This is a genomic window from Rhizobium sp. GR12, from assembly GCF_036596185.1.
GTDB classification, from domain to species: Bacteria; Pseudomonadota; Alphaproteobacteria; order Rhizobiales; family Rhizobiaceae; genus Agrobacterium; species Agrobacterium nepotum.
In genome coordinates, this window is record NZ_JASXTH010000001.1 from 83,545 (window position 1) to 110,085 (window position 26,541).

Annotated in this window: 23 protein-coding genes and 1 pseudogene; 11 read left to right on the plus strand and 13 right to left on the minus strand. The window is 59.7% G+C overall.

What is annotated here, in order from left to right:
- Positions 1-4 precede the first annotated feature (4 nt).
- Positions 5-1,669 carry an ABC transporter permease gene (locus tag QSK43_RS00380; protein WP_332301911.1) on the plus strand — a complete coding sequence of 555 codons (1,665 nt, stop codon included), beginning with the start codon at positions 5-7 and terminating at the stop codon, positions 1,667-1,669.
- Between the two features lie 312 nt (positions 1,670-1,981).
- Here the strand turns inward: QSK43_RS00380 and QSK43_RS00385 are convergent, their stop codons facing one another.
- The 5 genes from QSK43_RS00385 to QSK43_RS00405 form a co-directional block, all read right to left on the minus strand.
- Positions 1,982-2,794 (minus strand): ABC transporter permease, encoded by an 813-nt coding sequence (locus QSK43_RS00385; RefSeq protein WP_332301912.1) that lies wholly within the window; start codon positions 2,792-2,794, stop codon positions 1,982-1,984.
- A gap of 4 nt (positions 2,795-2,798) precedes the next feature.
- Positions 2,799-3,707: an ABC transporter permease subunit gene (locus QSK43_RS00390; RefSeq protein ID WP_332301913.1), complete on the minus strand. Its 909-nt coding sequence runs from the start codon at positions 3,705-3,707 to the stop codon at positions 2,799-2,801.
- Between the two features lie 11 nt (positions 3,708-3,718).
- Positions 3,719-4,876, minus strand: a complete 1,158-nt coding sequence (locus QSK43_RS00395) for an ABC transporter ATP-binding protein (protein WP_332301914.1) — start codon at positions 4,874-4,876, stop codon at positions 3,719-3,721.
- A gap of 124 nt (positions 4,877-5,000) precedes the next feature.
- Positions 5,001-6,098: a polyamine ABC transporter substrate-binding protein gene (locus tag QSK43_RS00400; RefSeq protein ID WP_332301915.1), complete on the minus strand. Its 1,098-nt coding sequence runs from the start codon at positions 6,096-6,098 to the stop codon at positions 5,001-5,003.
- Between the two features lie 152 nt (positions 6,099-6,250).
- A complete protein-coding gene (locus tag QSK43_RS00405) occupies positions 6,251-7,666 on the minus strand; it encodes a helix-turn-helix domain-containing protein (protein WP_332301916.1) in 1,416 nt (471 codons plus the stop codon).
- 253 nt (positions 7,667-7,919) lie between these two features.
- On the opposite strand from QSK43_RS00405, the gene aceA reads away from it, so the two are divergent.
- Both aceA and QSK43_RS00415 read left to right on the plus strand, forming a co-directional pair.
- Positions 7,920-9,209 carry an isocitrate lyase gene (gene aceA / locus QSK43_RS00410; protein ID WP_045021952.1) on the plus strand — a complete coding sequence of 430 codons (1,290 nt, stop codon included), beginning with the start codon at positions 7,920-7,922 and terminating at the stop codon, positions 9,207-9,209.
- An 83-nt stretch (positions 9,210-9,292) separates the two neighbouring features.
- Positions 9,293-9,550, plus strand: a complete 258-nt coding sequence (locus QSK43_RS00415) for an SMc00767 family acetate metabolism repressor (protein ID WP_003515151.1) — start codon at positions 9,293-9,295, stop codon at positions 9,548-9,550.
- A 12-nt stretch (positions 9,551-9,562) separates the two neighbouring features.
- Here the strand turns inward: QSK43_RS00415 and QSK43_RS00420 are convergent, their stop codons facing one another.
- The gene (locus tag QSK43_RS00420) at positions 9,563-10,435 is read right to left on the minus strand and encodes a LysR family transcriptional regulator (protein ID WP_332301917.1); all 873 of its coding nucleotides are present in this window, start codon (positions 10,433-10,435) and stop codon (positions 9,563-9,565) included.
- 92 nt (positions 10,436-10,527) lie between these two features.
- Here QSK43_RS00420 and QSK43_RS00425 point away from each other — a divergent pair, with 92 nt between their 5' ends.
- Positions 10,528-10,848, plus strand: coding sequence for a hypothetical protein (locus QSK43_RS00425; RefSeq protein ID WP_332302227.1), 321 nt, complete (start codon positions 10,528-10,530; stop codon positions 10,846-10,848).
- Between the two features lie 138 nt (positions 10,849-10,986).
- Here the strand turns inward: QSK43_RS00425 and QSK43_RS00430 are convergent, their stop codons facing one another.
- Complete coding sequence (locus QSK43_RS00430) at positions 10,987-12,168, minus strand: NAD(P)/FAD-dependent oxidoreductase (protein WP_332301918.1); 1,182 nt, start codon at positions 12,166-12,168, stop codon at positions 10,987-10,989.
- A 129-nt stretch (positions 12,169-12,297) separates the two neighbouring features.
- On the opposite strand from QSK43_RS00430, the gene QSK43_RS00435 reads away from it, so the two are divergent.
- From QSK43_RS00435 to QSK43_RS00465, 7 genes are all read left to right on the plus strand, one after another.
- Positions 12,298-13,734, plus strand: coding sequence for a glutamine synthetase family protein (locus QSK43_RS00435; protein WP_045021956.1), 1,437 nt, complete (start codon positions 12,298-12,300; stop codon positions 13,732-13,734).
- A gap of 12 nt (positions 13,735-13,746) precedes the next feature.
- The gene (locus QSK43_RS00440; protein ID WP_332301919.1) at positions 13,747-15,033 is read left to right on the plus strand and encodes an NAD(P)/FAD-dependent oxidoreductase; all 1,287 of its coding nucleotides are present in this window, start codon (positions 13,747-13,749) and stop codon (positions 15,031-15,033) included.
- Between the two features lie 74 nt (positions 15,034-15,107).
- On the plus strand, positions 15,108-15,419 hold the full coding sequence (locus QSK43_RS00445; RefSeq protein WP_332301920.1) for a hypothetical protein: 312 nt from the start codon (positions 15,108-15,110) through the stop codon (positions 15,417-15,419).
- Positions 15,420-15,548: 129 nt separating this feature from the next.
- Complete coding sequence (gene zwf, locus QSK43_RS00450; RefSeq protein ID WP_045021959.1) at positions 15,549-17,024, plus strand: glucose-6-phosphate dehydrogenase; 1,476 nt, start codon at positions 15,549-15,551, stop codon at positions 17,022-17,024.
- Between the two features lie 10 nt (positions 17,025-17,034).
- Positions 17,035-17,733: a 6-phosphogluconolactonase gene (gene pgl / locus QSK43_RS00455; protein WP_332301921.1), complete on the plus strand. Its 699-nt coding sequence runs from the start codon at positions 17,035-17,037 to the stop codon at positions 17,731-17,733.
- Positions 17,734-17,856: 123 nt separating this feature from the next.
- Positions 17,857-19,677 (plus strand): phosphogluconate dehydratase, encoded by a 1,821-nt coding sequence (gene edd, locus QSK43_RS00460; protein ID WP_332301922.1) that lies wholly within the window; start codon positions 17,857-17,859, stop codon positions 19,675-19,677.
- 193 nt (positions 19,678-19,870) lie between these two features.
- Positions 19,871-21,235 carry a metallophosphoesterase gene (locus QSK43_RS00465; protein WP_332301923.1) on the plus strand — a complete coding sequence of 455 codons (1,365 nt, stop codon included), beginning with the start codon at positions 19,871-19,873 and terminating at the stop codon, positions 21,233-21,235.
- A gap of 61 nt (positions 21,236-21,296) precedes the next feature.
- Here QSK43_RS00465 and QSK43_RS00470 read toward each other — a convergent pair.
- The 6 genes and pseudogenes from QSK43_RS00470 to QSK43_RS00495 all read right to left on the minus strand — a co-directional run bounded on the left by QSK43_RS00470 (position 21,297) and on the right by QSK43_RS00495 (position 26,541).
- Positions 21,297-21,595 (minus strand): annotated as a pseudogene (locus tag QSK43_RS00470) (type II toxin-antitoxin system RelE/ParE family toxin).
- On the minus strand, positions 21,592-21,855 hold the full coding sequence (locus QSK43_RS00475) for a type II toxin-antitoxin system ParD family antitoxin (RefSeq protein ID WP_332301924.1): 264 nt from the start codon (positions 21,853-21,855) through the stop codon (positions 21,592-21,594). Before QSK43_RS00475 ends, QSK43_RS00470 begins: the two are co-directional and overlap by 4 nt.
- Before the next feature lie 121 nt (positions 21,856-21,976).
- Positions 21,977-22,333 carry a hypothetical protein gene (locus tag QSK43_RS00480; RefSeq protein WP_045021963.1) on the minus strand — a complete coding sequence of 119 codons (357 nt, stop codon included), beginning with the start codon at positions 22,331-22,333 and terminating at the stop codon, positions 21,977-21,979.
- A gap of 244 nt (positions 22,334-22,577) precedes the next feature.
- Entirely contained in the window at positions 22,578-23,666 is a 1,089-nt protein-coding gene (locus QSK43_RS00485) for an ABC transporter ATP-binding protein (protein ID WP_332301925.1), read from the minus strand.
- A gap of 21 nt (positions 23,667-23,687) precedes the next feature.
- Positions 23,688-25,343 carry a beta-galactosidase BglA gene (gene bglA / locus QSK43_RS00490; protein ID WP_332301926.1) on the minus strand — a complete coding sequence of 552 codons (1,656 nt, stop codon included), beginning with the start codon at positions 25,341-25,343 and terminating at the stop codon, positions 23,688-23,690.
- 37 nt (positions 25,344-25,380) lie between these two features.
- A complete protein-coding gene (locus QSK43_RS00495) occupies positions 25,381-26,541 on the minus strand; it encodes a carbohydrate ABC transporter permease (RefSeq protein WP_332301927.1) in 1,161 nt (386 codons plus the stop codon).

Sequence of the window (26,541 nt, forward strand, 5' to 3'; positions counted from 1 at the left end):
TCGCATGCCCATGACGGCTTCCCTTCCAGCGATAAAACGCGTTTCAGTGTTGCCCATAGCGGCGGTAGTCGTCGCAGCCATCGCCGCCATGCCCGTTCTGGCGATCTTCTGGATGGCGCTGACCGGCAGTACGGAGGGATGGCAGCATCTTCTTGCCAATGTTCTGCCGCGTGCCGGGTTTCGCACCTTCCTGCTGCTGGGGATGACGGCCGCGACGACTGCATTCTTCGGCATCGCCTGCGCCTGGCTCGTCACAACATTCGAATTTCCGTTGCGACGGGTATTGTCCGCAGCACTTGTCCTGCCGCTCGCCATTCCCTCCTATCTGGCGGCCTATGCTTTCGGCGAGTTTCTCGATTTCACCGGCCCGGTACAGAGCACCATTCGCGCCGCCTTCGGCTATCACAGCATCCGCGATTACTGGTTTCCAGACATACGCTCGCTCGGCGGCGCGGTGATCGTTCTGAGCTCGGTGCTTTACCCATATGTCTATCTGTCCGCCCGCGCCGCCTTTTCCATGCAGGGGCGGTTTGCGGCCGAAGCGGCCCGCACGCTTGGCGCAAAACCGCTGAACGTGTTCTTTTCCGTGCAATTGCCGATGGCGCGGCCGGCGATTGCCATCGGCCTTTCGCTGGTCCTGATGGAGACGCTGAACGATATCGGCGCCGTCGAATATCTCGGTGTCCAGACGCTGACCTTCACCATTTACGAGACCTGGCTCAATCGCGGCAACCTCGCCAATGCGACACAGATCGCCGCAGTCATCCTGCTCATCGTCGGCGCGCTGATCTTCATCGAACGCAACGCCCGCGAAAAACAGCGCTTTGCCGCGCCAAAAGCCACAAGTATGGCGCAGCGCCATCGGCTGAAAAGCCTCGATAGCTGGCGGCGCTGGTCCGCGAGCCTGTTCTGCCTTGTTCCGGTCGTCAGCGGTTTCTGCATTCCCGTCATCGTTCTTGGCGGTTACGCCGCAAAGAGGCTGGATGCGCTGTTTGCACCGAAGCTGCTGAAAGCGCTCGGGCACAGTCTCGAAGTCTCGCTTTCCGCCGCCTTCGTCACGCTGATTGCGGCTTTCGTGTTTTCCTATGCCATTCGCACCGAACGTTCGCGCACATCCAGGGTGGCCGCCCGCCTCGGCTCCATGGGATATGGCGTGCCGGGAACGGTGCTCGCCATCGGCGTGCTCATTCCGCTGGCCGGTCTCGACAATCGTGTCGATGGGCTGATCCGGTCGCATTTCGGGTTTTCAAGCGGTTTGCTGCTTTCCGGCACCGCCTTCGCCATCATCTACGCCCATTCGGTACGCTTCATGACCATGGCGGAAGGCACGCTCGATGCCGGTTTCCAGAAGCTTTCGCCACATATCGACATGGCTTCACGAACGCTCGGGCGCAACCGGTTGCAGACGCTGTTCAGGGTGCTGTTGCCGAATATGCGGCCTGCGGCACTGACCGCCTTTCTTCTGGTGCTGATCGAATCCATGAAGGAATTGCCCGCAACCATCCTGCTCAGACCCTTCGGCTTCAACACGCTCGCAACGCTGGTCTATGAGGATGCATCCCGCTCGAGGGTGCAGGACGCCGCCGTGCCTGCCATCATCATCATCATCGCCGGGCTTATCCCCGTGCTTCTCGTGTCGAAATCGATGGATCATCCCGAAAACCGCTGAACGGCAACCGGCGTGACGGCAAAAAGAAAGGCGGCCTTGCGACCGCCTGTATTAGTTGTGCTTTTTTTAACGAGAGAAAGGGGACAACCTCGCCATATGGAAATTATCAATCCCGGCTATCAAAAATTTGACAGCCCTGCGTTGGGATTTACTTTCCGCCAACTCCTATTAACAAGCGGTTAAAACCAAAATCGATCAATTACCGACGATAATTCCTATTTTGAGACCGTAAAGGGCCAAAACTAAATTATAGGTTTCTAAATTTATTACGACTTCAACAGTAACGCGTAGAAACCGGAGAGACAGATCCGATCAGTTTCGCGCCGCTGCGTGTTCGTCCTTCATCCGCTGGAGTTCGGTACGTTTGGAGGCGATGGAAGCAGCAATCACGCCGATGGTGACAAGTCCGATGAGGATGGTGCAGATCGCGTTGATTTCCGGCGTCACGCCGAGGCGAACCTGCGAATAGATCTTGATCGGCAGCGTGGTTGCACCGGGACCGGTGGCGAAACTCGCGATCACGAGATCGTCGAGCGACAGCGTAAACGCCAGCATCCAACCGGCGATGACGGCGGGGAAGATCAGCGGCAGGGTAATGCGGAAGAAGGTTTTGACCGGTGGGCAACCGAGATCGAGCGCCGCCTCCTCCAGACTACGATCGAAAGTCAGGAGGCGCGACTGCACGACGATCGCCACGTAACACATGGTGAAGGTGGTGTGGGCGATGACCACCGTCCAGAAACCGCGATCCACCCCGACGGCCACGAACAGCAGCAGCAGCGACAGGCCGGTAATGACCTCCGGCATGACCAGCGGCGCATAGATCATGCCGGAAAACAGCATCCGTCCCGGAAACCGCGCAAAGCGGGTGAGCGACAACGCCGCCAGCGTTCCGAGGATGGTGCCGATGGTGGCGCTCAGGATACCGACGCGAAGCGTTACCCAGGCCGCATCCATCAGCCCCTGGTTCGACCACATGGATCTGTACCATTGCAGCGAAAACCCGCCCCAGACGGTGACCAGCTTGGAGGCGTTGAAGGAATAGACGATCAGGATGATGATCGGGATGTAGAGGAAGGCAAAACCGAGGGTCAGGACGGTGATGTCGAATTTTCCGCGCTTCATGGCCTCACCCCACCTTCTTTTGCTGGTTCTGGAAAATGGCGATGGGCACCACCAGCAACAGCAGCAGCAGCACGGCAACGGCGGATGCCAATGGCCAGTCGCGATTGCCGAAGAATTCCGTCCAGAGCGTCTTGCCGATCATCAGCGTCTGCGCGCCGCCGAGCAGATCGGGAATGACGAATTCGCCTGTTATCGGGATGAAACAGATCATCGAGCCGGCGACGACGCCCGGCAGCGACAGCGGAAAGGTAATCTTCCAAAAGGCTTTCCAGGGCGGGCAACCGAGATCGGCGGCCGCCTCCAGCAGCGTATTGTCGAGTTTTTCCAGCGCCGCATAGAGCGGCAGCACCATGAAGGGCAGATAGGAATAAACGATGCCGATGAAGATCGCCGTCTCGGTGCGGAAGATATTGACCTGCTGGTCCGGCCCGAGAAAACCGAGCCATTGGAACAGCACCGTCAACAGGCCCTCGGGTTTAAGAATGCCGATCCAGGCATAAACGCGGATCAGGAACGAGGTCCAGAACGGCAGGATCACCAGCATCACCAGCGTCGGGCGGATGGATGACGGCGCGCGCGCCATGGCCAGCGCCATGGGATAACCGATCAGCAAAAGCAGGCAGGTGGAGATGAAGGCGATGCGCAGCGACGACAGATAGGCGTCGATGTAGAGCGGGTCTTCCGTCAGAAACAGGTAATTTTCGAAATCGAGTTGCGAGAAGAAGGCCCCGAGTTTTGAAAATCCTTCGAAGACCGGTGTATAGGGCGGCATGGATATCGCCGTATCCGAAAGCGATATCTTGAGAATGATCAAAAACGGCGCAACGAAAAACAGCAGCAGCCAGAAATAGGGAACTGCAACGACCAGCCATCGCCAGGGGCTTTGCCGGTTTTCGGGAGTGGTGATCGCCATGAAAGCCTCCCTCAGCGCGTTAGCACAAGACCGGAATCCGGTTTCCAGTTAAGCCACACCATATCACCGAATGTGATCGGGCGATCCACGAGACGCGAGACATTCGCCTGTGCCGCGCGGATGACACGGCCATCGGCAAGCTTGACGATGAACACCGAAAAATCGCCGAGATAACCGATATCCCAGACCTCGCCATAGGCGGAATTGATGGCGCTATCGGCGGGTTGATCGATCGAGATGCGGACCTTTTCCGGGCGAATGGCAAAGGCCACCCGACTACCGGTCGCGGCGGTGCATTCCTGTTCCACGGAAACCGCCAGTCCGTCGCAATCCAGCGTCACCAGCCCCGGCTTGCCGACGTCGGAAGCATTGGCGACGACGTTCGCGTCGAAGATATTGATGTCGCCGATGAAATCCGCCACGTAACGGCTGTTCGGCGCCTCGTAAATCTCGGCCGGCGTCGCCACCTGCACGACCATGCCCTTGTCCATGACCGCGATCCGGTCCGACACGGTCATCGCCTCTTCCTGATCATGGGTGACGATCAGGAAGGTCAAGCCGAGATTGGTCTGGATGTCCATCAGCTCGAACTGGGTTTCTTCGCGCAGCTTCTTGTCGAGCGCGCCGAGCGGCTCGTCCAGGAGAAGCACCTTCGGCCGCTTGGCAAGCGAACGGGCGAGCGCCACCCGCTGCCGCTGGCCGCCCGAAAGCTGGCTCGGCTTGCGCCTGGCAAATTCGCTGAGTTTCACGAGACGCAGCATTTCCTCCACACGGGAGGCAATTTCCGCCTTGGGCAGACCATCCTGCTCCAGACCGAAGGCGATGTTCTTTTCCACCGACATATGCGGGAATAGCGCATAGGACTGGAACATCATGTTGGTCGGACGCCTGTAGGGCGGCACGCCGGAAATATCCTTGCCCTGAAGGAGAATGCGCCCATCGGTCGGCTCCTCGAAACCGGCCAGCATGCGCATCAGCGTGGTCTTGCCGCAGCCGGAAGGGCCGAGCAGCGAAAAGAACTCGCGCTCGTAAATATCGAGCGTCAGATTATCGACGGCGACGAAGTCGCCAAAACGCTTGGTGACGTTTTCAAAACGGATGAAGGGAACCGCATCGGGATTGTCCCAAGGGCTAAATTTACGTTTGACCGGCCCCAGAGTTTTCGCCATCCACCCTACCCTCAAATCCGTTTGATTTTGGAAGGCGGGCAGCGCCGGCAGGGTGCATGACCTGCCGGCAAAGGGATGAGAGAAACGGGCCCGCCGGCCGTTTCTCAACCAGCGTGCGGAGCTATCAGCTGCCGGTTTTTATCTGGGTCCAGACGCGGTTCAAGACACGCTGTTCCTTCGGTCCGTAAGGCGAGATGGTGAAGAGCTTCTTCATCGTCTCGGCATCTGGATAGACCGCGGGGTTCTTGGCGACGGACGGGTCCATCAGGGCCTGCGAGGCGAAGTTGCCGTTCGCATACTGAACGTAGTTGGACGCCTTGGCGATGATCTCCGGCCGCATCAGATAGTTGATGAAGGTGTGGGCTTCCTCGACATTCTTGGCATCCGCCGGGATGGCAAGATTGTCGAACCACATATAGGTGCCTTCCTTCGGGATGATATAATTCACCTCGACGCCGTTCTTGGCTTCCTCGGCGCGGCTTTTCGCCTGCAGGATGTCGCCCGACCAGCCGATGGTGATGCAGCTGTCGCCATTCGCCAGCTCATCGATATAGGCGGAGGAGTTGAAGGTCTTCACATAGGGGCGGATCTTCGAATAGACCGCGCCGCCCGCTTCCAGATCGGCCGTTTCCTTGCTGTCGGGATTCTTGCCGAGATAATTCATGGCGATGGCGAAGGTTTCGTCCGAAGCATCGAGAATATTGATGCCGCAGGATTTCAGCTTTTCGGCATTTTCCGGCTTGAAGAGAATATCCCAGCTGTCGACCGGAACATCGCCGAGAGCGGCCTTCACCTTGGCGACATTATAACCGATGCCGGTCGTGCCCCACATGTAGTTTACGGCATATTCGTTGCCGGGATCGTACTTCGCCAGACGCTCGGAAACTTCCGGCCACAAGTTCTTGAGGTTGGGCAACTTGGACTTGTCGAGTTTCTGAAAAACGCCGGCATTGATCTGGCGGGCGAGGAAGGGGCCGGTCGGCACCACCACGTCATAACCGGAGCTGCCGGCCAGAAGCTTCGTTTCCACGAGTTCGTTGCTGTCGAACACGTCGTAGACGACCTTGATGCCGGTTTCCTTGGTGAAATCGGTAAGGATCGATTCGTCGATATAATCCGACCAGTTATAGACGTGAACGACCTTTTCCTGGGCCATTGCCGAGCCTGCTGCAACGAGCGCGGAGGTAAGGGCCAAAGTCAGGCGGAGCGAACGTTTTTTCATGATGTCTCCTGTTTACGCAACCTCACGACGGAAGCGTGATCCCCTTTTTTTTGAGAGACTAGAAAGGAAAACAAAAGGGAGCAAGCGGGAAATGTGCAGCACAGCATTTTCAACCGAATGTGTTCCACCTTTCGAAAAGCGCTGCGAAACACCTACTGGAAGTCGAAAACACTAAGACCGGTTACCATTTCGTCCAGACCGAGCGGCCGCGTCAGCGGCGCTTCCGCCCGTGACAGACAGCCCTGCCTTTCGCACAACCGGCACGAGGGACCGACGGCAACGGTCGGCCCACCTGAGCCGGCAGCGCCGTAAACCGTCTCTCCGGCCTGGGCCAGATCGCAGCCCAACAGCACGGCCGTTCGCCGCACCCTTTCGCCAAAACCCGCCAGCGGACCTTCGAGCGTGCGCGAAACCGTCAGGAAGGCGTCGCCATCCGGCATCTCCACCGCCTCCACCAGCACCTGTCCCGGCTGGGCAAAGGCGGCGTGGACATTAAGACGCGGACAGAGACCGCCGAAACGCGCCCTCGGAAAACCGCCGGCACCCGCCATACGGAACCGGTTACCGGCATTGTCGATTTCCATCAGGAAAAACGGGATTGCCGCAGCCGTCGGCCGTTGCAGGCTGACGAGGCGGTTGGCGGCCTGTTCGAACGAGACGTTGAAACGCGAGCGCAGGACGTCGAGATCGTATTTCGCGCGTTGGGCGGCGCTCAGAAACGCACCATAGGGCATCATCAAAGCATGGGCGGCATAACGCGCCAGCTCGAAGCGGGCAATGCGCCTCGCCTCCTCGCCCGTCAGGCCAAGCCCGTCAAGCTCCGCGCCGATCTCGTCGCGGAGCGCCAGAAGACAGGTTTCCATCGCCATTTCCCTGAGCTGGTCCGGCTGCGACAGACGCTCGGATAAAAACAGCCGCATGGAGTGCCGGTCGTAACGCCGCCGCAGATTGGGCATGGCATGCACCGGCAGGGTTCTGACCACGATGCCGTGATTTTTCTGCATCCATGCGCGAAGGCCAGAGGCGAGATCGTCGCCCGCCGACAATTGTTTGTGGAGTTCTTCCGCCGCCGCATCGATGGAATGAAAATAGGCCGGGCGGGTTTCGAAGACGTGCCGCACCTCGTCGATCGGCAGGCGGGTCGAGGAAAGCGCCGTCTCATGCCCCTCCCGCGCCAGAAGATCCGACAGGTCGGAAAGGCGCTGGGCCTGCTCTCTGTAAGCCCTGTAAAGCTTGACGACGCCGCTTGCCGCATTGGGCGCAGCATCGGCAACCTCGATCAGCTCCTGCGGCGACGGCACCTCCCCCGCCAGCAGCGGATCGGCGAAGACCTCGCGCAACTGCCCGGCGGAACCGGCGCTTTCTCCCTGCAAGTCGTCCAGATCGACCCTGTAGACGGAGGCAAGCTTCAGCAGCAGCTGCACGGTCAGGGGCCGCTGGTTGCGCTCGATGAGATTGAGATAGGATGGCGAGATCGCCAGCGCCTCGGCCATCGCCGTCTGCGTCAGCGCGAGACCGTTGCGAATGCGGCGCACGCGCGGACCAGCAAAAATCTTGTTTTCCGACACCGCCTCACCTCTGTGTCCTCGACACATACAAGCCTGTTACAAATTCACCGGGCGGAAGACTTTTACAAAATTTACAATTTTACAACTCCACCCTGTCACGCACCCTACAGGATAACTTCTTTCAAGTCACTGTTTTTATGTTTGTTCTGGCGTTCAAACTCTCGAAAATGTAAATGTAGTCACATCGAACGGCGCTTCACGAAGTTGAAGGCAGCACGTTTCCGAAACCACATTTGTCATGGGAGAGAGAAGTATGACGGATTTTTACAAACTAGTTCCGGGTGCACCGCAGGGACGCTTCGACGGCATCGAGCGCACCTACACCGCCGCCGACGTGGAGCGGCTGCGCGGCTCCGTCGAAATCCGCCATTCGCTGGCCGAGATGGGTGCGAACCGGCTGTGGACGCTCATCAACGAGGAGAGTTTCGTCAATGCGCTCGGCGCGCTTTCCGGCAATCAGGCCATGCAGATGGTGCGCGCCGGGCTGAAGGCGATCTATCTTTCCGGCTGGCAGGTTGCAGCCGATGCCAATACGGCCTCGGCCATGTATCCGGACCAGTCGCTCTACCCCGCCAATGCGGCGCCGGAGCTTGCAAAGCGTATCAACCGCACGCTGCAACGCGCAGACCAGATCGAGACGGCGGAAGGCAAAGGCCTTTCGGTCGACACCTGGTTCGCGCCGATCGTTGCCGATGCGGAGGCAGGTTTCGGCGGGCCGCTCAATGCCTTCGAGATCATGAAAGCCTTCATCGAGGCGGGCGCAGCCGGTGTTCACTATGAGGACCAGCTGGCATCTGAAAAGAAGTGCGGCCATCTCGGCGGCAAGGTTCTGATCCCGACGGCGGCGCATATTCGCAACCTGACGGCGGCGCGTCTTGCAGCCGATGTCATGGGTGTGCCGACGCTGGTCATCGCCCGCACCGATGCGGAGGCAGCCAAGCTTCTGACCTCTGATATCGACGAGCGCGACCAGCCCTTCGTGGATTACGATGCCGGCCGCACCGTGGAGGGCTTCTATCAGGTCAAGAACGGTCTTGAACCCTGCATCGCCCGCGCGGTGGCCTATGCACCCTATTGCGACCTGATCTGGTGCGAGACTTCCAAGCCGGATCTCGAACAGGCGCGCAGATTTGCCGAGGGCGTGCACAAGGCGCATCCGGGCAAGAAGCTCGCTTACAATTGCTCGCCGTCATTCAACTGGAAAAAGCACCTCGACGACGCGACGATTGCTAAGTTCCAGCGGGAACTGGGGGCGATGGGCTACAAGTTCCAGTTCATCACGCTGGCCGGGTTCCACCAGTTGAATTACGGCATGTTCGAACTGGCGCGCGGCTACAAGGACCGGCAGATGGCGGCCTATTCTGAGCTTCAGGAAGCGGAATTCGCAGCCGAGATCAATGGTTACACCGCCACCAAGCACCAGCGCGAAGTCGGCACCGGCTATTTCGACGCCGTATCCCTGGCAATCTCTGGCGGCACGTCTTCGACCACCGCCATGAAAGAATCCACCGAGCACGACCAGTTCCGCCCGGCGGCGGAATAAACCGAAAAAACGCCCTTCCCGACGCCGGGAAGGGCTTGCAAATCCAGTCAAAAACCCCGGACAATAACGAGAGGAGAAATGCCATGAATGCTCACAACCCCATCAAGACCCACGTCAAGGAACGCGCCGAGGAGCAGTCCTCCGCCATGACGCAGGATCAGCAGGTCGCCATCCGCATGCTGGCCAACGATCTGCACCGCCTTAACCAGGCCGTCATGAAAGCCGTCGAGGCCGGTGTTTCTGTCGAGCTGGTCCGCTCGGCCCGCCACCACGGCGGCGGCGGCAACTGGGGCGATCTTCTGATCCCGGTCATCGTCGCGCAGGGAAGCGCTGCCGCCTGACAAGGCCGCCGCTCAAGCTGGGCGGCTCTTGCGCCCGGCATATAAATCAGAATGTCCCTTGATCAACCTGGTCATCCGGTCCGCCACCGTCCGTATATCGCGGCGGTGGCGATCGTCATTGTTCATCACGATCCACTGGTTGTGACGAAGCGTCTCGATCTCGCCGCCCTCGCGTATCAACCGCGCGTCCGCATCGCCCACGAAACAGGGAAGCACCGCGACCCCTGCCCCGGCCAGCGTGAGATCGAGCAGCGCGGTCGGCCTGTTGACGGTCACCACGATATCGTCGCGCCGGTTTTCATGCGGCCAGCGCAGATAGGCGGAAATGGCGTTTTCTTCCGCCACCGCCAACCAGCGGTCGGCAACGGAAGCGGCGGCGTTGCGCAGCCTGTAGGGCGCATAAGCCACCTCTCCCGTCTTGATGGCGGCGAGGTTGCGTTCCTGCGGTTCGAAGGCGCGAATGCCGATGTCGTTTTCACGATGCGCCAAAGACGCCCGCTGTTCGGCAATGAAAAGATCGATGCGGAAATCATCGCGATCCGTGCAGATGGCGGAGAAATTCACGGCCAGCAGCCAGGCATTCCAGGTGCCGACCGCAATGCGCACGACGGAAGAGGCGGATGACGCCTTCTGCCATCCTTCGATGTCCTTCGCTGCGTTTTCCATTCCCTGAAGGCGGTCGAACAGCGCGCGGCCATCCGCCGTCAGCGCGTATCCGGTCTGGCTGCGCAGAAACAGCGCCTTGCCGATGCGCTCTTCCAGCTCGACCATGCGCCGCCCGATCGTCGCCGGGCTCAAACCCGTCAGCGCCGCAGCACCCGTCAAGCCGCCACTGCGGGATACATCGAGGAAAAGCTGGTAGGAATCCCAAGTGACGTTTTTCATCAGTGAAAAATGTAGCGCATTTTCTTGCGCAGATAAAACAAAAAACGGCGTGCATCATGGTCTTCCGCAACAAGGAGAATGACATGAGCGACATGCCCGCGTTTTATGCAGCACAGGTTATCATTGAAAATCTAAAGCCGCGCACGCGGCAGGAAGCCATCAGGCAGGAAGAGAAATTCTATGCCGATATGGCTGACGCATCTCGGCCGTGGCGGTTTTTTGCCGCAATTGTCGGAATGGCGAGGAAGTGGAGCCGAGCCTCAGTAAAAAAGAGCTATCAGGGCAGCCAAAGCACCGGCTGCGATTGCGGTGAGGCGAAAGATAAACTGCCTGCTCTCGCTTTCGGCGCGGGCGATGGCAATGGCGCGAGGGCGGCGATGTGCGGATCTGTTCATGCGCGGGCTCCTGACTAAAAACTCAACCGACCCATGCCCTGTAAAGAGCCTCCAGCATGACATCATGTGCAACCGGACCATAATGCTATTCCGGCTTTGCTGGCATTCGGTCAGGATGACTCCGCGCCTATTAACAAGGTGTTAAGGCGGCCCGTCTCAGGCGAAATCGCCTGCCGCCTGGCCGGAGGCCCAGGCCCACTGGAAATTATAACCGCCGAGCCAGCCGGTCACATCAACGCATTCGCCGATGAAAAAGAGACCGGCCAGTGATTTCGCCGCCATGCTGCGGGAATCAAGGCCGGTCGTGTCCACGCCGCCGAGCGTGACTTCCGCCGTGCGATAACCCTCGGAGCCAGCCGGCTTGATCTGCCAGTCCTGCACCTCATTCGCCAACTTCGCCAGGATCTTGTCGGACATATCGGCGAGATTGCCAGTCAGGCCGGATTTTTCGACCACATGCTGGGCGAGCCGCTTCGGCAGGATTTCCGAGAGCGCGGTCTGAGGCGACTGGCGACCGTTCATCTGCTTCGCTTCTTTGAGCAAAGCGAGGATATCGCGCGCCGGCTCAAGTTTCAGGCGGATCGTATCGCCCTCCCTCCAATAGGAGGAGATTTGCAGGATGGACGGGCCGCTCAAACCGCGATGGGTGAACAAAAGCGCCTCGTTGAAAGCCGTCTTGCCGTGGGAAATTTCAGCCGGGACCGCGACACCGGCGAGCGGGCTCAACTTTTCCAGCGCGGCAGGATCAAGCGTCAGCGGCACGAGGCCTGGGCGCGTCTCGAGAAGCGACAGGCCGAATTGCTCGGCGATCTGGTAGGCGAAACCGGTCGCGCCCATTTTCGGAATCGACTTGCCGCCCGTTGCGACGACGAGGCTTTCCGCCTCGATAACGCCACCGGAGGTCGTCACGCGAAAACGTCCGCCATCATGGGCGACATCAGAGACGGCGGTTTCCAGCCTCAATTTCACCTTCGCGGCCTGCATTTCGCCAAGCAGCATACGGATGATGTCCTTGGCGCTGTCGTCGCAAAAGAGCTGCCCGAGCGTCTTTTCATGCCAGGCGATGCGGTGTTTCTCGACCAGAGCGATGAAATCGCGCGGCGTGTAACGGGCGAGTGCGGATTTGGCGAAATGCGCGTTGGCGGAGAGGTAATTCTTCGGCCCGGCATGGATGTTGGTGAAATTGCAGCGGCCGCCGCCGGAGATGCGGATTTTCTCGCCCGGCGCCTTGGCATGGTCGAGGATGATGACGGAGCGGCCGCGCTGGCCGGCGCGGATGGCGCACATCATGCCGGCGGCCCCCGCCCCCAAAATCAGCACGTCACATTTGTCTGCCATGGTTGTTTTCCGTTTGCTTCTCCCTTTCCTCTTTTCGAAGTGCCGCCCATTGTCAATGGCGCTTTCCCCCTCGCCAATTGCCAAACTCCGGTTATGATGGCGCCAGTCGAAACACAGACCCGGTGATACATGCCCTCGAAGAAAACCATGCTCCGCCCGAAAAAACAGGCAACCATGGCAAAAAAACCTCCTCTCGACCTCTCCTCCACCCGTGGCGTTTCCTCCTGGCGCGAAGCTTCGCAATGGTTGAGGGCGCGTGGTATCGAGGATATCGAGTGCATAACACCCGATCTTGCCGGAGTTGCGCGTGGCAAGATGATGCCGACGGCGAAATTCACGGGCGACACCTCGCTCGCCCTGCCCTCCGCGCTCTACCGCCACACGATCTCAGGCGAATATCCCGATGAGACCGCAAACTTCCGCTACGAGCCGCGCGATAGCGACCTGAAGCTGGTGCCGGACCTTTCCACGCTCTCCGTCGTGCCGTGGGAAAGCGACCCGACCGCGCAGGTAATCTGCGACGTGGTGGATGTCGAGGGCAATTTCGTTCCTTACACGCCACGCAACGTGTTGAGGAACGTTCTTTCGCTCTACAGTGAAAAGGGCTGGAAGCCGGTCGTGGCTCCGGAGATCGAGTTCTATCTGGTCGCCATGAACGACGACCCGGATTATCCGCTGCATCCGCCGAAGGGCCGCTCCGGCCGTTCGATCGTCGGCGGACAGAGCTATTCGATCGCCGGCATCAACGAATTCGACGAGTTGATCGACGACATCTATCATTTCTCCGAAAAACAGGGCCTCGAGATCGACACGCTGATCCACGAGGAAGGCCCGGCCCAGCTTGAAATCAACCTGCGTCACGGCGATCCGATCGAACTTGCCGACCAGGTGTTCCTATTCAAACGGACCATCCGCGAGGCTGCCCTGAAGCATGGCATCTACGCCACCTTCATGGCCAAGCCCATGCAGGGCCAACCCGGTTCGGCCATGCATATCCACCAGTCGGTGGTGGAAATCGACGGCGGTCGCAATATTTTCACGAACAAGGACGGCGGCCCTTCCAAGGAGTTCTTCTCCTTCGTGGGCGGCATGCAGCGTTACGTTCCAAATGCGCTGGTGATGCTTGCGCCCTACGTGAACTCCTATCGCCGCCTGACGCCCGACATGGCCTGCCCGGTCAACAATGCCTGGGGTTACGACAACCGTACCACAGCCTTCCGGGTGCCGATTTCAAGCCCGCAGGCGCGGCGCGTCGAAAACCGCCTGCCGAGTTCGGATGCCAATCCCTATCTCGCGCTTGCCGCTTCGCTTGCCTGCGGCTGGCTGGGCATCGTCAACAATATCGAACCGACCGAGCCGACCGCCGAGACGGCAAACGAAGGCTCCATCGACCTGCCGCGCGGCCTTCTGGAAGCCGTGGCGCTGCTTGAGGGCGAAGAACAGTTCGAGCGGGTGTTCGGCCATGAATTCGTTGGCCTTTATGCGGGCCTGAAACGCGGGGAATTCGAGACCTTCATGCAGGTCATCAGCCCCTGGGAGCGGGAATTCCTGCTTCTCAACGTGTGAGGTGTTCGCAGCATGACATGGCAAAGCCCGATTGCGCCGGGAATTTCCTGGTATCAGGCAACCGTTGGCGAGCGGCCGGAATATCCGGCGCTTGACGGGTCAAAACAGGTGGACGTCGCGATTATCGGCGGCGGTTACACCGGCCTTCAGGCTGCCTGCAATCTCGCAGCCAACGGCGTTTCCGTCGCCCTCATCGAGGCGCATCGTTTCGGTGACGGCGCGTCAGGCCGCAACGGCGGACAGTTCGGCACCGGCCAGCGCTCGTTTCCCGACGAGATGGAAGAGCAGATCGGCTTCGAGCAATCGAAGGTGCTATTCGACATTGCCGAGAATGCCAAACATTACGTCCTCGACTTCGCCCGCGACCACGGCATAGACATGGAATATCTGCCGGGGCAGCTCTATGTGGCGCACAAGGCAGCTTACGAAGACGACTACCGCAAAAGCGTCGATGCGATGAACAATCGCTACGGCTATCCGCATATTTCCTACATGGAGCGGGCGGAGGCGCGCAAACGTGTCGGCTCCACCCATTATTTCGGCGGTACCCACGACACCGGCACCGGCCATATCCATCCGCTGAAGCTGCTGGTCGGCCTTGCCAAAGCGGCAAAAGCCGCAGGCGCGGATATTCACGAAATGACGCCCGCCAGATCCATCCACCAGTCCGGCGGCAAGACGATCATCGAAACGCCCAGCGGTACGCTGACGGCGACGCGGGTGCTTATCGCGACCAATGCCTATATCGGCAATCTGGAACCGGTGACGGCCGCCCATATCATGCCGATCCGCTCTTTCATCGGCGCGACCGCGCCGCTCGACGCTTATCCCGACATCATTCCCGGCAGGCAAGCCGTCGCCGATTCCCGTTTCGTGGTGCGCTACTTCCGCAAGACGGCCGACAACCGGCTGCTGTTTGGCGGGCGCGAAGCCTACACCGCCGATACGCCACGCGATATTTCCAGCCATATCCGCCGTCAGATCGCGGAAATCTATCCTGAGCTTGAAAATGTCGATGTCACCCATTCATGGGGCGGTTCCGTCGGCATCACCCTGCCGCGACAGGTCTTCGTGCGGGAAGTGATGCCCGGTGTCACCTCCATCGGTGGCTATTCCGGCCATGGGGTGATGCTCTCGAACTATTGCGGCAAGCTCTATGCCGATCTCGTTCTCGGCAAAAAGGACATGCTGGCGCCCTTTGCCCGGCTGAAGGTACCGTCCTTTCCGGGCGGGGCTTCGCTGCGGGCGCCGCTGCTGTTCCTGGCGTTGTCATGGTATGCGTTGCGGGACAGGTTTTAGGAAAGCTGCCTACTTCCGGAGATCAGATGCAAAGACCCAGCGACAGGCTTATAACGATTGCGACCGGTTACGGGATGGCGGAAACTGCGGTGACATGCTCGTTTCTGCGCGCCTACGGCATCCACATCACGGTCCCGGCAGCGCATATTGTTTCCGTAAACTGGCATTTGGCTGTCGCTTTCGGAGGCATGGAAATCCGCGTGCCCGAATGGCAACGACATGATGCGAAACTGCTGCTGGACAGTGTCGATGCGTCATGCAACGCCGATGAACCGACACCGCGATCATGGATGGTGAAAATTGCAGCGATTATCGTTTTCTTCTTTTTTTCCGTTCCACCGCCGGCAAGGGGCATGTTCAAAAAAACTGCCTTCCAGCCGGCATAACAAATGACGATATCGGCACCGGTTTCATCCCGCGAAAGCCAAAAATCATAATTTCACATAACTGAGACTGGCATTTTTAAATCGATTAGATTATGGATGCCCCAACCCTTGAAGATCGAGAGAATCGATATGAGCAGTCAGATTATTCCTGTTGAAGCTTTTGATTGTGTCGTTTTCGGCGGCACCGGCGATCTGGCGGAGCGCAAGCTTCTGCCGGCCCTTTATCACCGTCAGGTCGAAGGCCAGTTCACGGAGCCTACCCGCATCATCGGCGCGTCGCGTTCGGTCATGACCCACGAGGAATATCGCAAATTCGCGCAGGACGCGCTGAAGGAGCATCTGAAGGCGGGCGAATATGACGATGCGCAGGTCGCGCTGTTTCTCAACCGGATTTTCTATGTGCCCGTCGACGCCAAGTCCGGCAATGGATGGGACCTGCTGAAAAAACTGCTCGATGAGGGCAAGGAGCGCATACGCGCATTTTATCTGGCTGTCGCGCCGGGCATTTTCGGCGATATCGCCGACAAGATCCGCGAACACAAGCTGATCACCCGCTCGACCCGCATCGTCGTCGAAAAGCCGATCGGTCGCGACCTTGCTTCCGCTCAGATTCTCAACGACACGATCGGCCATGTCTTCAAGGAAGAACAGATCTTCCGTATCGACCACTATCTCGGCAAGGAGACAGTGCAGAACCTGATGGCGCTGCGTTTCGCCAACGCTCTTTACGAGCCGCTGTGGAATTCGGCCCATATCGACCATGTGCAGATCACGGTCGCAGAAGCGGTCGGGCTCGAGGGCCGTGCGGGTTATTACGACAAGGCCGGCGCGCTGCGCGACATGGTGCAGAACCATATCCTGCAATTGCTCTGCCTCGTTGCCATGGAGCCGCCCGCATCGATGAATGCGGAAGCCGTGCGTGACGAGAAACTGAAGGTTCTGCGCTCGCTGAAGCGGATCGATACCAGCAATGTCGAGAAGCTCACCGTTCGCGGCCAGTACCGCGCCGGCGCTTCCGCAGGCGGACCGGTCAAGGGTTATCTGGAGGAGCTTGAGGGCGGCGTTTCCAACACGGAAACCTTCGTCGCCATCAAGGCCGAGATCGCCAACTGGCGCTGGGCCGGCGTTCCCTTCTACATCCGCACCGGCAAACGTCTTGCGACCCGCGTTTCCGAGATCGTCGTCACCTTCAAGCAGATCCCGCATTCGATCTTCGACGATGCGGCTGGCAAGATCGAGGCCAACAAGCTGGTCATTCGCCTGCAGCCGGACGAAGGCGTCAAGCAATCGCTCCTCATCAAGGACCCCGGCCCGGGCGGCATGCGCCTGCGTCAGGTCTCGCTGGATATGAGCTTTGCCGAAGCCTTCAACGTGCGCAGCCCCGACGCCTATGAACGGCTTTTGATGGATACCATCCGCTCCAACCAGACGCTGTTCATGCGCCGCGACGAAGTGGAAGCGGCATGGGACTGGGTCGACCCCATTCTCAAGAGCTGGGAAGATCTGGCGCAGGGCGTACAGGGCTACACTGCCGGGACCTGGGGTCCGAGCGGCTCGATCGCGCTGATCGAGCGCGATGGCCGCACCTGGCATGACGCTGATTGAGGGCGCGGAGATGAGCGAAACAATGCATGTCTTCGACACTGCCGCTGAACTGGCGAACGCCCTGGCGGCCGATGTCGCCCAGCGCCTGGACGCGGCAACGAAAGAATATGGGACGGCAAGCATTGCCGTTTCCGGCGGTTCCACACCCAAGCTGTTCTTTCAGGCGCTTTCCCGCCACGATCTCGACTGGAGCAACATCAGCGTGACGCTGGTGGACGAACGTTTCGTGCCGCCGGAAAGCGAGCGCTCGAACCATCGTCTGGTCGGCGAGAACCTTTTGCAGAACAAGGCGAAGGCGGCCTATTTCGTGCCGCTGTTCCAGCCGGCGGCCTCGCCTGAAGATGCGGCGACGCTTGCGACCGTCAAGACCGAGGCGATCTGCGACCCGTTCGATGTCGTTGTGCTCGGCATGGGAACAGATGGCCACACGGCGTCGTTCTTTCCCGGTGGCGACAATCTCTACGAGGCGCTCGACCTTGACGAACCGCGCGGCGTTTTGACCATGGCAGCGGAAAATGCGGGAGAAGAGCGACTGACGTTCAACTTCTCCAGCCTTCACGATGCGGGCTTTCTGGTGCTGCATATCGAAGGCGCCACCAAAAAAGCGACGCTCGAAAAAGCGCAGGCAGGCGAGGATGAGGACGAAATGCCGATCCGCGCCGTGCTGAACCGGGCGGAAACCGCCGTGGATATTTACTGGGCGCCATAAGCCGACGCGGTTGCCGCGCAAGCGGCCCGCGACAGCGCCCGACGACAAGAAGACGAAAACACGATAACCGGTCCTTCATCTCCCGGAACGCCGGTTCTCGACCAACGAACAGGATGAACGCTCATGTCCGCCGATTCCCGCATTCAGGCCATTACCGCCCGCATCGTCGAACGTTCCAAGCCCTACCGCGAGACCTATCTCGAGCGGCTGCGGCTGCAGGTTTCGAAAGGCGTTCATCGCTCCACTCTTTCCTGCGGCAATCTCGCGCATGGATTTGCGGTCTGTTCCCCCGCCGACAAGGACCTCCTTGCCGGCGACCGGGTTGGCAATCTCGGCATCATCACCGCCTATAACGACATGCTGTCGGCGCACCAGCCCTACGAGACCTTTCCGGCGATCATCCGCGAGGCTGCCGCGCAAGCGGGCGGCGTGGCGCAGGTGGCAGGTGCCGTGCCAGCCATGTGCGACGGCGTGACCCAGGGCCAGCCGGGCATGGAGCTTTCGCTGTTTTCCCGCGATGCCATCGCCATGGCCGCCGGCATCGGCCTATCGCACAACATGTTCGACGCGGCCGTCTATCTCGGCATCTGCGACAAGATCGTGCCCGGCCTCGTCATTGCAGCACTTTCCTTCGGCCACCTGCCCTCCGTCTTCATTCCCGCCGGCCCGATGACGACAGGCCTGCCGAATGACGAGAAGTCTCGCATCCGCCAGCTTTATGCCGAAGGCAAGGTCGGCCGCGCCGAACTGCTGGAAGCCGAGTCCAAATCCTATCATGGTCCCGGCACCTGCACCTTCTACGGTACGGCCAATTCCAACCAGATGCTGATGGAGATCATGGGCTTCCATATGCCCGGCTCCTCCTTCATCAATCCCGGCACGCCGCTGCGAGAAGCACTGACGCGCGAAGCCGCCAAGCGGGCGCTCGCCATCACCGCACAGGGCAATGAATTTACCCCGGCGGGCGAGATGATCGACGAAAGATCAATCGTCAACGGTGTCGTCGGCCTGCATGCCACGGGCGGCTCCACCAACCACACCATGCATCTGATCGCCATGGCGCGCGCTGCCGGCATTATTCTAACCTGGCAGGATATTTCCGATCTCTCGGATATCGTGCCGCTGCTCGCCCGCGTCTACCCCAACGGACTTGCGGATGTGAACCACTTCCACGCCGCCGGCGGCATGGGCTTCCTCATCAAGCAGCTTTTGAAGCAGGGCTTCGTGCATGACGATGTGCGCACCGTCTTCGGACATGGTCTTGAAGCCTACACCGTGGATGCCAAGCTTGACGAAAAGGGTGCGGTAACCCGCGAGCCCTCCCCCGAGCAGAGCCACGATCCCAAGGTTCTCTCCAGCATCGAAACACCATTCCAGCCAACCGGCGGCCTGAAAATGCTGACGGGCAATCTCGGCAAATCGGTCATCAAGATTTCCGCTGTCAAACCCGAACGCCACATCATCGAGGCGCCCGCGATCGTCTTCAACGACCAGCAGGAACTTCAGGATGCGTTCAAGGACGGCAAGCTCAACCGCGATTTCATCGCCGTCGTCCGCTTCCAGGGCCCGAAGGCCAACGGCATGCCGGAACTGCACCGCCTGACCCCGCCGCTCGGCGTGCTTCAGGACCGTGGGTTCAAAGTCGCGCTGGTGACGGACGGGCGCATGTCCGGCGCTTCCGGCAAGGTACCGGCCGCAATCCACGTCACGCCGGAAGCTTCCGAATGCGGCCCGATCTCGCTCATCCGTGACGGCGATATCATCCGCCTCGACGCCGTTTCCGGCTCGCTGGAAGTGCTGGTTTCCGCAGCGGAACTGGCAAAGCGCGAACCGGCGCGCGCCGATCTTTCCGGCAACGAATGGGGCATGGGCCGCGAACTTTTCGCCCCCTTCCGCCGTAATGTCGGCCCGGCCGATCAGGGCGCCAGCGTTCTGTTCCATTGATCGCCCGGAGGCGAAGGCCCGATCCGGCCTTCGCCTCCGATCCTTTTGTTCTGCCCGGCAGAACCGGTGTTGAAACCGCTTTATTTCCCGTCTCTTAAACGTCAAACTTGTCATGCGGCTGTGACGATCGCCCTATAGGGCCTTCTCAGCCAGCCGCGGGACGATGGCGCAATTGAAGATGATGGGGCCGAATATGACGATTTTCTCAAGCAAGCGCCGCGATGTGCTGAAGCTCATGGCCGGCACCGCCGTGCTGCCACTGATGGTGGCGACGGCGCCGGCTGCGGCACAGGATGTGGCCCTGCGCGCGATCGTGATCGCCGACCTGCATTCGGCCTATGAGCGCATCGGGCAGCTTCTCGCGGCAATAGAAACCCGCATCGCCGCCGACAGGGCGCCCCATATTATTCTTCTGAACGGTGACCTGTTCGAAACCGGTAATGCCGTGGCGACACGTTCGGGCGGCGAAATCGAGTGGACGTTCCTGGCGGCACTCGCAAAACTCGCTCCCACCGTCATCAATATCGGCAACCATGAGGCCGATATCGACAATGATCTCGCCAATTTCGTCAGCCGCGCCCAAGCGCTCGGCATCACCGTGCTTTCCAACATCATCGACAAGCGGACCGGCGCTGCCTACGCACCGGCGAGCGCCGAGGTGAGTGTGGGCGGACGGCAGATCGTCGTTGCGGGCCTCGCCACCAACGCGATCAACACCTATCCGAAGGCGACGCGCGAAATGCTGGATGTTCCCCAGCCCGTGGAATGGGCGAAGGAAAATCTACCTGATATCGTCAAGCGGGATGCGATCAACATCGTTCTCAGCCACGCCGGCGTCGTTGCCGACCGCGACATCCTGCCATTGCTGCCGGATGGCACCCTGCTGGTCGGTGGCCACGATCACCTGAACTTCGTCCATGCGCAGGGCGCCACACGCTATATCCACACCGGCTCATGGTGCACCTCCATGGCCATCGCGACGATCGCTGCCTCCGGCAAGGCTCCGACCATCGAGACCGTCGCCATCGACAGCAGCGTCCCCGCCTCTCCGGCGCTCAAAGGACTGATCGAACAGACACTCGAAGAACATCTCACGGTAGAAGAACGGGCGATCGTCGGCAAAACCGAAAAGGCGATGACCGTGGATGAGGCCGGACGCCATGTGGCGCAGTTCATCGCCGCAAAAACCGGTGCGGATGTCGGCTTCATCGGCCACACCTCCTTCGGCGCAGGTCTGCCGCAGGGTGATATCAGCCGCTACGATTTCAACGCTTCCCTGCGTTTCGACGGCAAGCTGATGGTGACGGAAGTGGATGCCGAGATCCTTGCGCAAATCCTCAAGCGTTGCAATCAGGATGGTGACATTCCGCTTGCCGACCGCACCGGCGACTATCTTTACGCCATGCCGGAAAAACCGGAAACGAGAGAGCGCTACAAACTCGTCTGCAACGACTGGTCCGCCACCAACCAGAAATCCTATTTCGGCCGCAGCGATCTTGTCTTTGCCGAAGTGCCGGATGTGAAGCTGAAGCAAACGGTTCTGGGCGGGCTTTCTTGAACCTGCGACCTAGCCGGGTAAGGCGCAAACGCAGGGGCAATCATTGCGGGACTGTCTGCCGCTAGTCTTTTGGGAAAAGAATGGATTCGTAATCCTGGGCACCGTTCAAGATGTGCAAAATTTCCACGCGCGTCTCGGCAATGCGATAAAAACGAGATAATTTTCGTAAGGGCGGCGGCGAATGCCGGTTTTCTCGTAACGGGGCACAAATGGGAACGCCCGAGGCATTTCCGCAAGCCTTAAACATCGGTCAAGCAATTCGCCGACGAATGTTTCAGCCCGCCGGGGATTGTCGGATGCAATAAAATCGCCGATGCGCTCGAAGTCTACTTTGGCCTCGTCGGTCAGAACGACAATCACAAGCCGCGTTCTTCCACCATCTTCCGGTATTTGGCACCCAGTTCCGATGCGACATCTTCGACCGGTGTGACGCGGTCCGCATCTGCATCGGCAATGCCCCGTGCAATGGCTGCATCGAGAGCCGCCAGTTTCTTTTCACGCTCTTCCACCAACCGAACGCCCTCCCGCAGCACTTCGCTCCGTGAGTTATACCGCCCCGACTTCACAAGATCGGAGACATAGGTTTCAAGGTGATGACCGAGATTAGCGCTGCTTGCCATGCCAATATCCTCTTCGCTCCCCTTATACCATCTGGTGATAATAGTTAGCAATGATGGGACACGACGACGTGAGCAACGGACACCACCGATCGAGCCGTTTTGCCAATAGCTGGAGAGTTACTCAGAACGACCGAACATCGAGCTTCCGGTCCTTGTGGGCAGGGTGCGTGCTGAACACGAAAATGCGGTCCAGTTCCTTTTGCGTCAGCATGCGCAGGAAGCGAACATGGATGGTGTTGTTGACATTGACGCGCAACAGCACACAGCCGATCTTGGTGACGCGGGCGTCGGGGATATCCAGATAAAACTGGTCGGGCAGGTTGTATTTCGTCAGCAGCGCCAGCACCGCTTCGGTCTGCGAGATGCGGGTGACGTCGCAACGGCGGGCGGCCATGTGCATGACGGCCTTCTCGGTATATTCGATGCGCGCCGCATTCATGGTATCTTCCATGCGAAACCGGCCTTCGCGGTCGTACATGAAGGATTCTTCCCTTGTCAGGTAACTGTTCTTGATAACACCTGCACCGCTCTGCACGCCCGGACTCCCATGCTCTAAAACGCCTCCAAGATTAGGTCATAGTCTTTAACAATTTATATCAGTGTCGCCTTAAACAGACCGGAAGCGGCACATTCCCGGCGTTTTTCCACAGCTACAAAAAATCATGAAAAAACCCCGGAACGTCTTCCGTTCCGGGGCCGACTCTTGGGGTGCTCGGGGACAATTACAGGCGGTAGGTCTTGCCTTCGGCGTTGAAGAGATGAAGCTTTTTCTGCGGAGCCGCAAAACGAAGGGTCTCGCCCTTGCCGACGGAAACGATGCCCGGCACCTTGACGATGATCGGCTCCTGCCCCTTGGGCGCCTCGAGATAAAGCAGGGTCACTTCACCGAGAGCCTCCACGATCGAGACTTTGCCCTCGAAGAGATAATCATCGCCGGTGACGATGCTCAGATCTTCCGGCCTGACACCGAAGCTCGCAGCCTTGCCCTGCTCGGATGCAGGTGTGGGAACATTGACGGCGAGCGTCTTGCCGCCGGCAAGTTCGATGGAGGTCCACTCTCCGGTTCCGACGATTTTTGCCGCGAGGATGTTCATCGCGGGCGAGCCGATGAACCGCGCCACGAAGAGGTTGGCCGGGTTTTCGTAAAGCTCAAGCGGTGGGCCGACCTGTTCTACGCGGCCCGCATTCAAAACGACGATACGGTCCGCGAGCGTCATCGCCTCCACCTGATCGTGGGTGACGTAGATCATCGTCGTATCGGCCATCTGCTCGTTGAGCTTGGCGATCTCGATGCGCGTTGCGACACGCAGTGCCGCATCGAGGTTCGACAGAGGCTCATCGAACAGGAAGACCTTGGGATTGCGGCAAATCGCCCGGCCGATGGCGACGCGTTGCCGCTGGCCGCCGGACAGGGCTTTGGGCAGGCGCTCCAGATATTGAGTCAGTTGCAGGATTTCGGCGGCGGCGCGAACGCGGCGGTCGATCTCCTGGCGGCTTTCCCTGGCTATCTTCATGCCGAAGGCCATGTTGTCGTAAACCGTCATATGCGGATAAAGCGCATAGGACTGGAACACCATGGCGATGCCGCGGCGCGAAGGCGGGATTTCATTGACCAGTTGCCCATCAATATACATCTCGCCGCCAGTGATTTCCTCCAGACCGGCGATCATCCGCAGAAGCGTCGATTTTCCGCAGCCCGAGGGGCCGACGAAAACGATGAATTCGCCCTGTTCTATCTCCAGATCAATGCCGTGCAGAACCTTTACCTGCCCGTATGATTTGCGGATATCCTTGAGAACGAGACTTGTCATGTGGCGTTCCTCCCAATTTTTTCAGGCGTAACGGGCGAAGAAAGCGCCCCATGCCGGAAGTTCTACGGTTTTACCCTCAAGGCCGCTTGCAAAGCCATGGCCATCGAGAACCTCCCAGCTCCCTTCCGGCAGCGTCGCTTTTGCAGGTGTCGCGGACAGATTGAAAAGGCAAAGAACGGTTTCGTTGCCGAGCGTGCGGGTATAGCTCAGCACGTCACCCTCCACCGGCTGGAATTCGATGCCGCCCTTGGCGAAAGCCGGGTGCTTTTTGCGGAAGGCGAGGAACCGGCGGTAGTGCTCCAGCACGGATGCCTCGTTGCCCCGCTGGGCACTGACGGCGCGCTGCTTGTGTTCAGCAGGAATAGGTAGCCAGGTCTTGTCGGCGGTCGAGAAACCGGCCTGAGCGTGGCCCGCATCCCACACCATCGGCGTGCGGCAGCCGTCGCGGCCCTTGAATTCCGGCCAGAACTGGATGCCGTAGGGATCCTGCAAATCCTCGAAAGCGATATCGGCTTCGGTCAGGCCCAGTTCTTCACCCTCATAGATGCAGACGGAACCACGCTGCGTCATCAACAGCGCCGAAAGCACCTTTGCGAAAGCATCCTTGTCTTCGACATGGTCACCCCAGCGGCTGACATGGCGCACGACATCATGGTTGGAGAAAGCCCAGCAGGCCCAGCCTTCCGGTGCGGCTTTGGCGAAATCCGCCTGCACATCGGCAACACGCTGCGGGGTGAGCGCATCCGGCGCCAGGAATTCGAAGGCGTAGCACATCTGCATCTTGTCATCGCCGGAGGTATATTCGCCGACGATTTCAAGACCGCGCTGGCTGTCGCCCACTTCGCCGACGGCGGCGATGTCAGGGAACTCGTCGAGCACCGCGCGGAAGCGCTTCAGGAACGCGATGTTTTCCGGGCGGTTCTTGTCGTAGAGATGCTCCTGGAAGTTATACGGGTTGACCGCAGGCGCCGTGGAGGCGTTGCGGCGCTCCGGCGCCAGCGCCGGGTTGTCGCGCAGTTGCAGGTCGTGGAAATAGAAGTTGATCGTATCGAGGCGGAAGCCATCGACGCCGCGCTTCAACCAGAAGCGGGTGACATTCAACAGCTCCTCCTGCACTTCCGGATTATGCAGATTGAGATCCGGCTGCGAGGTCAGGAAATTGTGCATGTAATATTGCATGCGGGTCGGATCCCACTGCCAGCCGGAGCCGCCGAAGATCGACAGCCAGTTGTTGGGCGGCGTGCCATCAGGCTTGCTGTCCGACCAGACATACCAGTCCGATTTCGCATTGTTGCGGCTGGCACGGCTTTCCACGAACCACGGGTGCTGATCCGAAGTGTGCGACAGGACCAGATCGATCATCACGCGGACGCCGAGGCGATGGGCCTCTGCAATCAGCCCGTCGAAATCGGCAAGCGTGCCGAACATCGGATCGACATCGACATAGTTAGAGACGTCGTAACCAAAATCCTTCATTGGTGAGGTGAAGAAGGGCGAAATCCAGATCGCATCCGCACCGAGACCGGCAATATGCGCCAGCCGGTCGGTGATGCCCTTGAGGTCGCCGATGCCGTCGCCGTTGGAGTCCTGATAGGAGCGCGGGTAGATCTGGTAGATCACGGCGCCGCGCCACCAATCCCTGTTGGGCGTCAAAGCGGAAGTCACCGGAGCGGTCATTGTCTCATCCTGTCTGGTATGGGCGTTCATGGAATAATTAGCCTCCCTTGACGGAGCCTGAGAGCAGGCCGCGCACGAGATAACGTTGAAGGGCGAAGAAGACGCCAAGCGGCACGACAATGGTGACGAAGGCCGAGGCGGTGAGGATTTCCCAGTTGCCGCCGCGCGAGCCAAGCAGCGCGTTGAGCGCACCGGTCAGCACCAGCTCGTCCTTTTGCGTGCCGAGGAAGACCATGGCGACGAGCAGGTCGTTCCAGGTCCACAGGAACTGGAAGATGGCGAAGGAGGCGAGAGCCGGGAAGGACAGCGGCAGGATGATCTTGACGAAGATTTCGAAATCGCTCGCACCATCGACGCGAGCACTTTCGATGATCTCTTTCGGCAGGCCGGAAATGTAATTGCGCAGCAGGTAGATGGCGAGCGGCAGACCGAAGGCGGTGTGCGCCAGCCAGATGCCGGCATAGGTCTTGGACGGCACGCCGAAGATATTGCCGATTTCGTTGTAGAGTTTCAGAAGCGGGATCAGCGACATCTGCAACGGCACGACGATCAGGCCCACCACCATCGCAATCAGAAGATTGCGGCCGGAAAAGTTCATCCATGACAGGGCGTAAGCGGCAAAGGCGGCGATGAGGATGGGGATGACGGTTGCGGGCACGGCCACCGTCAAGGAGTTGACGAAGGACTGGCCGATGCCTTCCGAGGTCAGGACCGTGCGATAATTGTCAAGCGTGAAGACCGGCGGCGTCGCAACGGATAGATAGACCCGCTTGCCGCGCGCACCTTCGAAGCTGGAGGCCTTGCTGTATTCATAGGTGCCGTCGACATTGACGAGAAGCGTCTCGCCGTCGCCGATATCGGCCGCCTCACCCGCCTTGAAGGCTGTCGGCTCCTGCACGCGGACACCGAAGGCCGCAATCTTGCCGCCCTGCCCGCTTTCGAAGACGTTGCCTGATATGACATAGCGGTTTCCGTCCTGCTTCTGCACGGCAGCATCGGCGAGGCGAACCGCCGCCGTCTGTTCGGAGCTGGAGAAAGCCGTCCACCAGCCCGACACCGTGATCTGGTCCTTGTCGCGCAGCGAGCTGACGAGGATGCCGAGGGTGGGCAGGAGCCAGAGAAGCACGACGACCAGAACGCTGGCGTGGACGATGAGGCGCGGCAGACCGACGCGGCGCAGACGTTTTACGATATCCAT

Excerpts from the sequence above, each read along its gene's own strand:
- QSK43_RS00380 (WP_332301911.1), top strand. The coding sequence starts at position 5 with ATGCCCATGACGGCTTCCCTTCCAGCGATAAAACGCGTTTCAGTGTTG.
- QSK43_RS00385 (WP_332301912.1), bottom strand. The coding sequence starts at position 2,794 with ATGAAGCGCGGAAAATTCGACATCACCGTCCTGACCCTCGGTTTTGCC.
- QSK43_RS00390 (WP_332301913.1), bottom strand. The coding sequence starts at position 3,707 with ATGGCGATCACCACTCCCGAAAACCGGCAAAGCCCCTGGCGATGGCTG.
- QSK43_RS00395 (WP_332301914.1), bottom strand. The coding sequence starts at position 4,876 with ATGGCGAAAACTCTGGGGCCGGTCAAACGTAAATTTAGCCCTTGGGAC.
- QSK43_RS00400 (WP_332301915.1), bottom strand. The coding sequence starts at position 6,098 with ATGAAAAAACGTTCGCTCCGCCTGACTTTGGCCCTTACCTCCGCGCTC.
- aceA (WP_045021952.1), top strand. The coding sequence starts at position 7,920 with ATGACGGATTTTTACAAACTAGTTCCGGGTGCACCGCAGGGACGCTTC.
- QSK43_RS00415 (WP_003515151.1), top strand. The coding sequence starts at position 9,293 with ATGAATGCTCACAACCCCATCAAGACCCACGTCAAGGAACGCGCCGAG.
- QSK43_RS00420 (WP_332301917.1), bottom strand. The coding sequence starts at position 10,435 with ATGAAAAACGTCACTTGGGATTCCTACCAGCTTTTCCTCGATGTATCC.
- QSK43_RS00425 (WP_332302227.1), top strand. The coding sequence starts at position 10,528 with ATGCCCGCGTTTTATGCAGCACAGGTTATCATTGAAAATCTAAAGCCG.
- QSK43_RS00430 (WP_332301918.1), bottom strand. The coding sequence starts at position 12,168 with ATGGCAGACAAATGTGACGTGCTGATTTTGGGGGCGGGGGCCGCCGGC.
- QSK43_RS00435 (WP_045021956.1), top strand. The coding sequence starts at position 12,298 with ATGCCCTCGAAGAAAACCATGCTCCGCCCGAAAAAACAGGCAACCATG.
- QSK43_RS00440 (WP_332301919.1), top strand. The coding sequence starts at position 13,747 with ATGACATGGCAAAGCCCGATTGCGCCGGGAATTTCCTGGTATCAGGCA.
- QSK43_RS00445 (WP_332301920.1), top strand. The coding sequence starts at position 15,108 with ATGGCGGAAACTGCGGTGACATGCTCGTTTCTGCGCGCCTACGGCATC.
- zwf (WP_045021959.1), top strand. The coding sequence starts at position 15,549 with ATGAGCAGTCAGATTATTCCTGTTGAAGCTTTTGATTGTGTCGTTTTC.
- pgl (WP_332301921.1), top strand. The coding sequence starts at position 17,035 with ATGAGCGAAACAATGCATGTCTTCGACACTGCCGCTGAACTGGCGAAC.
- edd (WP_332301922.1), top strand. The coding sequence starts at position 17,857 with ATGTCCGCCGATTCCCGCATTCAGGCCATTACCGCCCGCATCGTCGAA.
- QSK43_RS00465 (WP_332301923.1), top strand. The coding sequence starts at position 19,871 with ATGACGATTTTCTCAAGCAAGCGCCGCGATGTGCTGAAGCTCATGGCC.
- QSK43_RS00475 (WP_332301924.1), bottom strand. The coding sequence starts at position 21,855 with ATGGCAAGCAGCGCTAATCTCGGTCATCACCTTGAAACCTATGTCTCC.
- QSK43_RS00480 (WP_045021963.1), bottom strand. The coding sequence starts at position 22,333 with ATGTACGACCGCGAAGGCCGGTTTCGCATGGAAGATACCATGAATGCG.
- QSK43_RS00485 (WP_332301925.1), bottom strand. The coding sequence starts at position 23,666 with ATGACAAGTCTCGTTCTCAAGGATATCCGCAAATCATACGGGCAGGTA.
- bglA (WP_332301926.1), bottom strand. The coding sequence starts at position 25,343 with ATGACCGCTCCGGTGACTTCCGCTTTGACGCCCAACAGGGATTGGTGG.
- QSK43_RS00495 (WP_332301927.1), bottom strand. The coding sequence starts at position 26,541 with ATGGATATCGTAAAACGTCTGCGCCGCGTCGGTCTGCCGCGCCTCATC.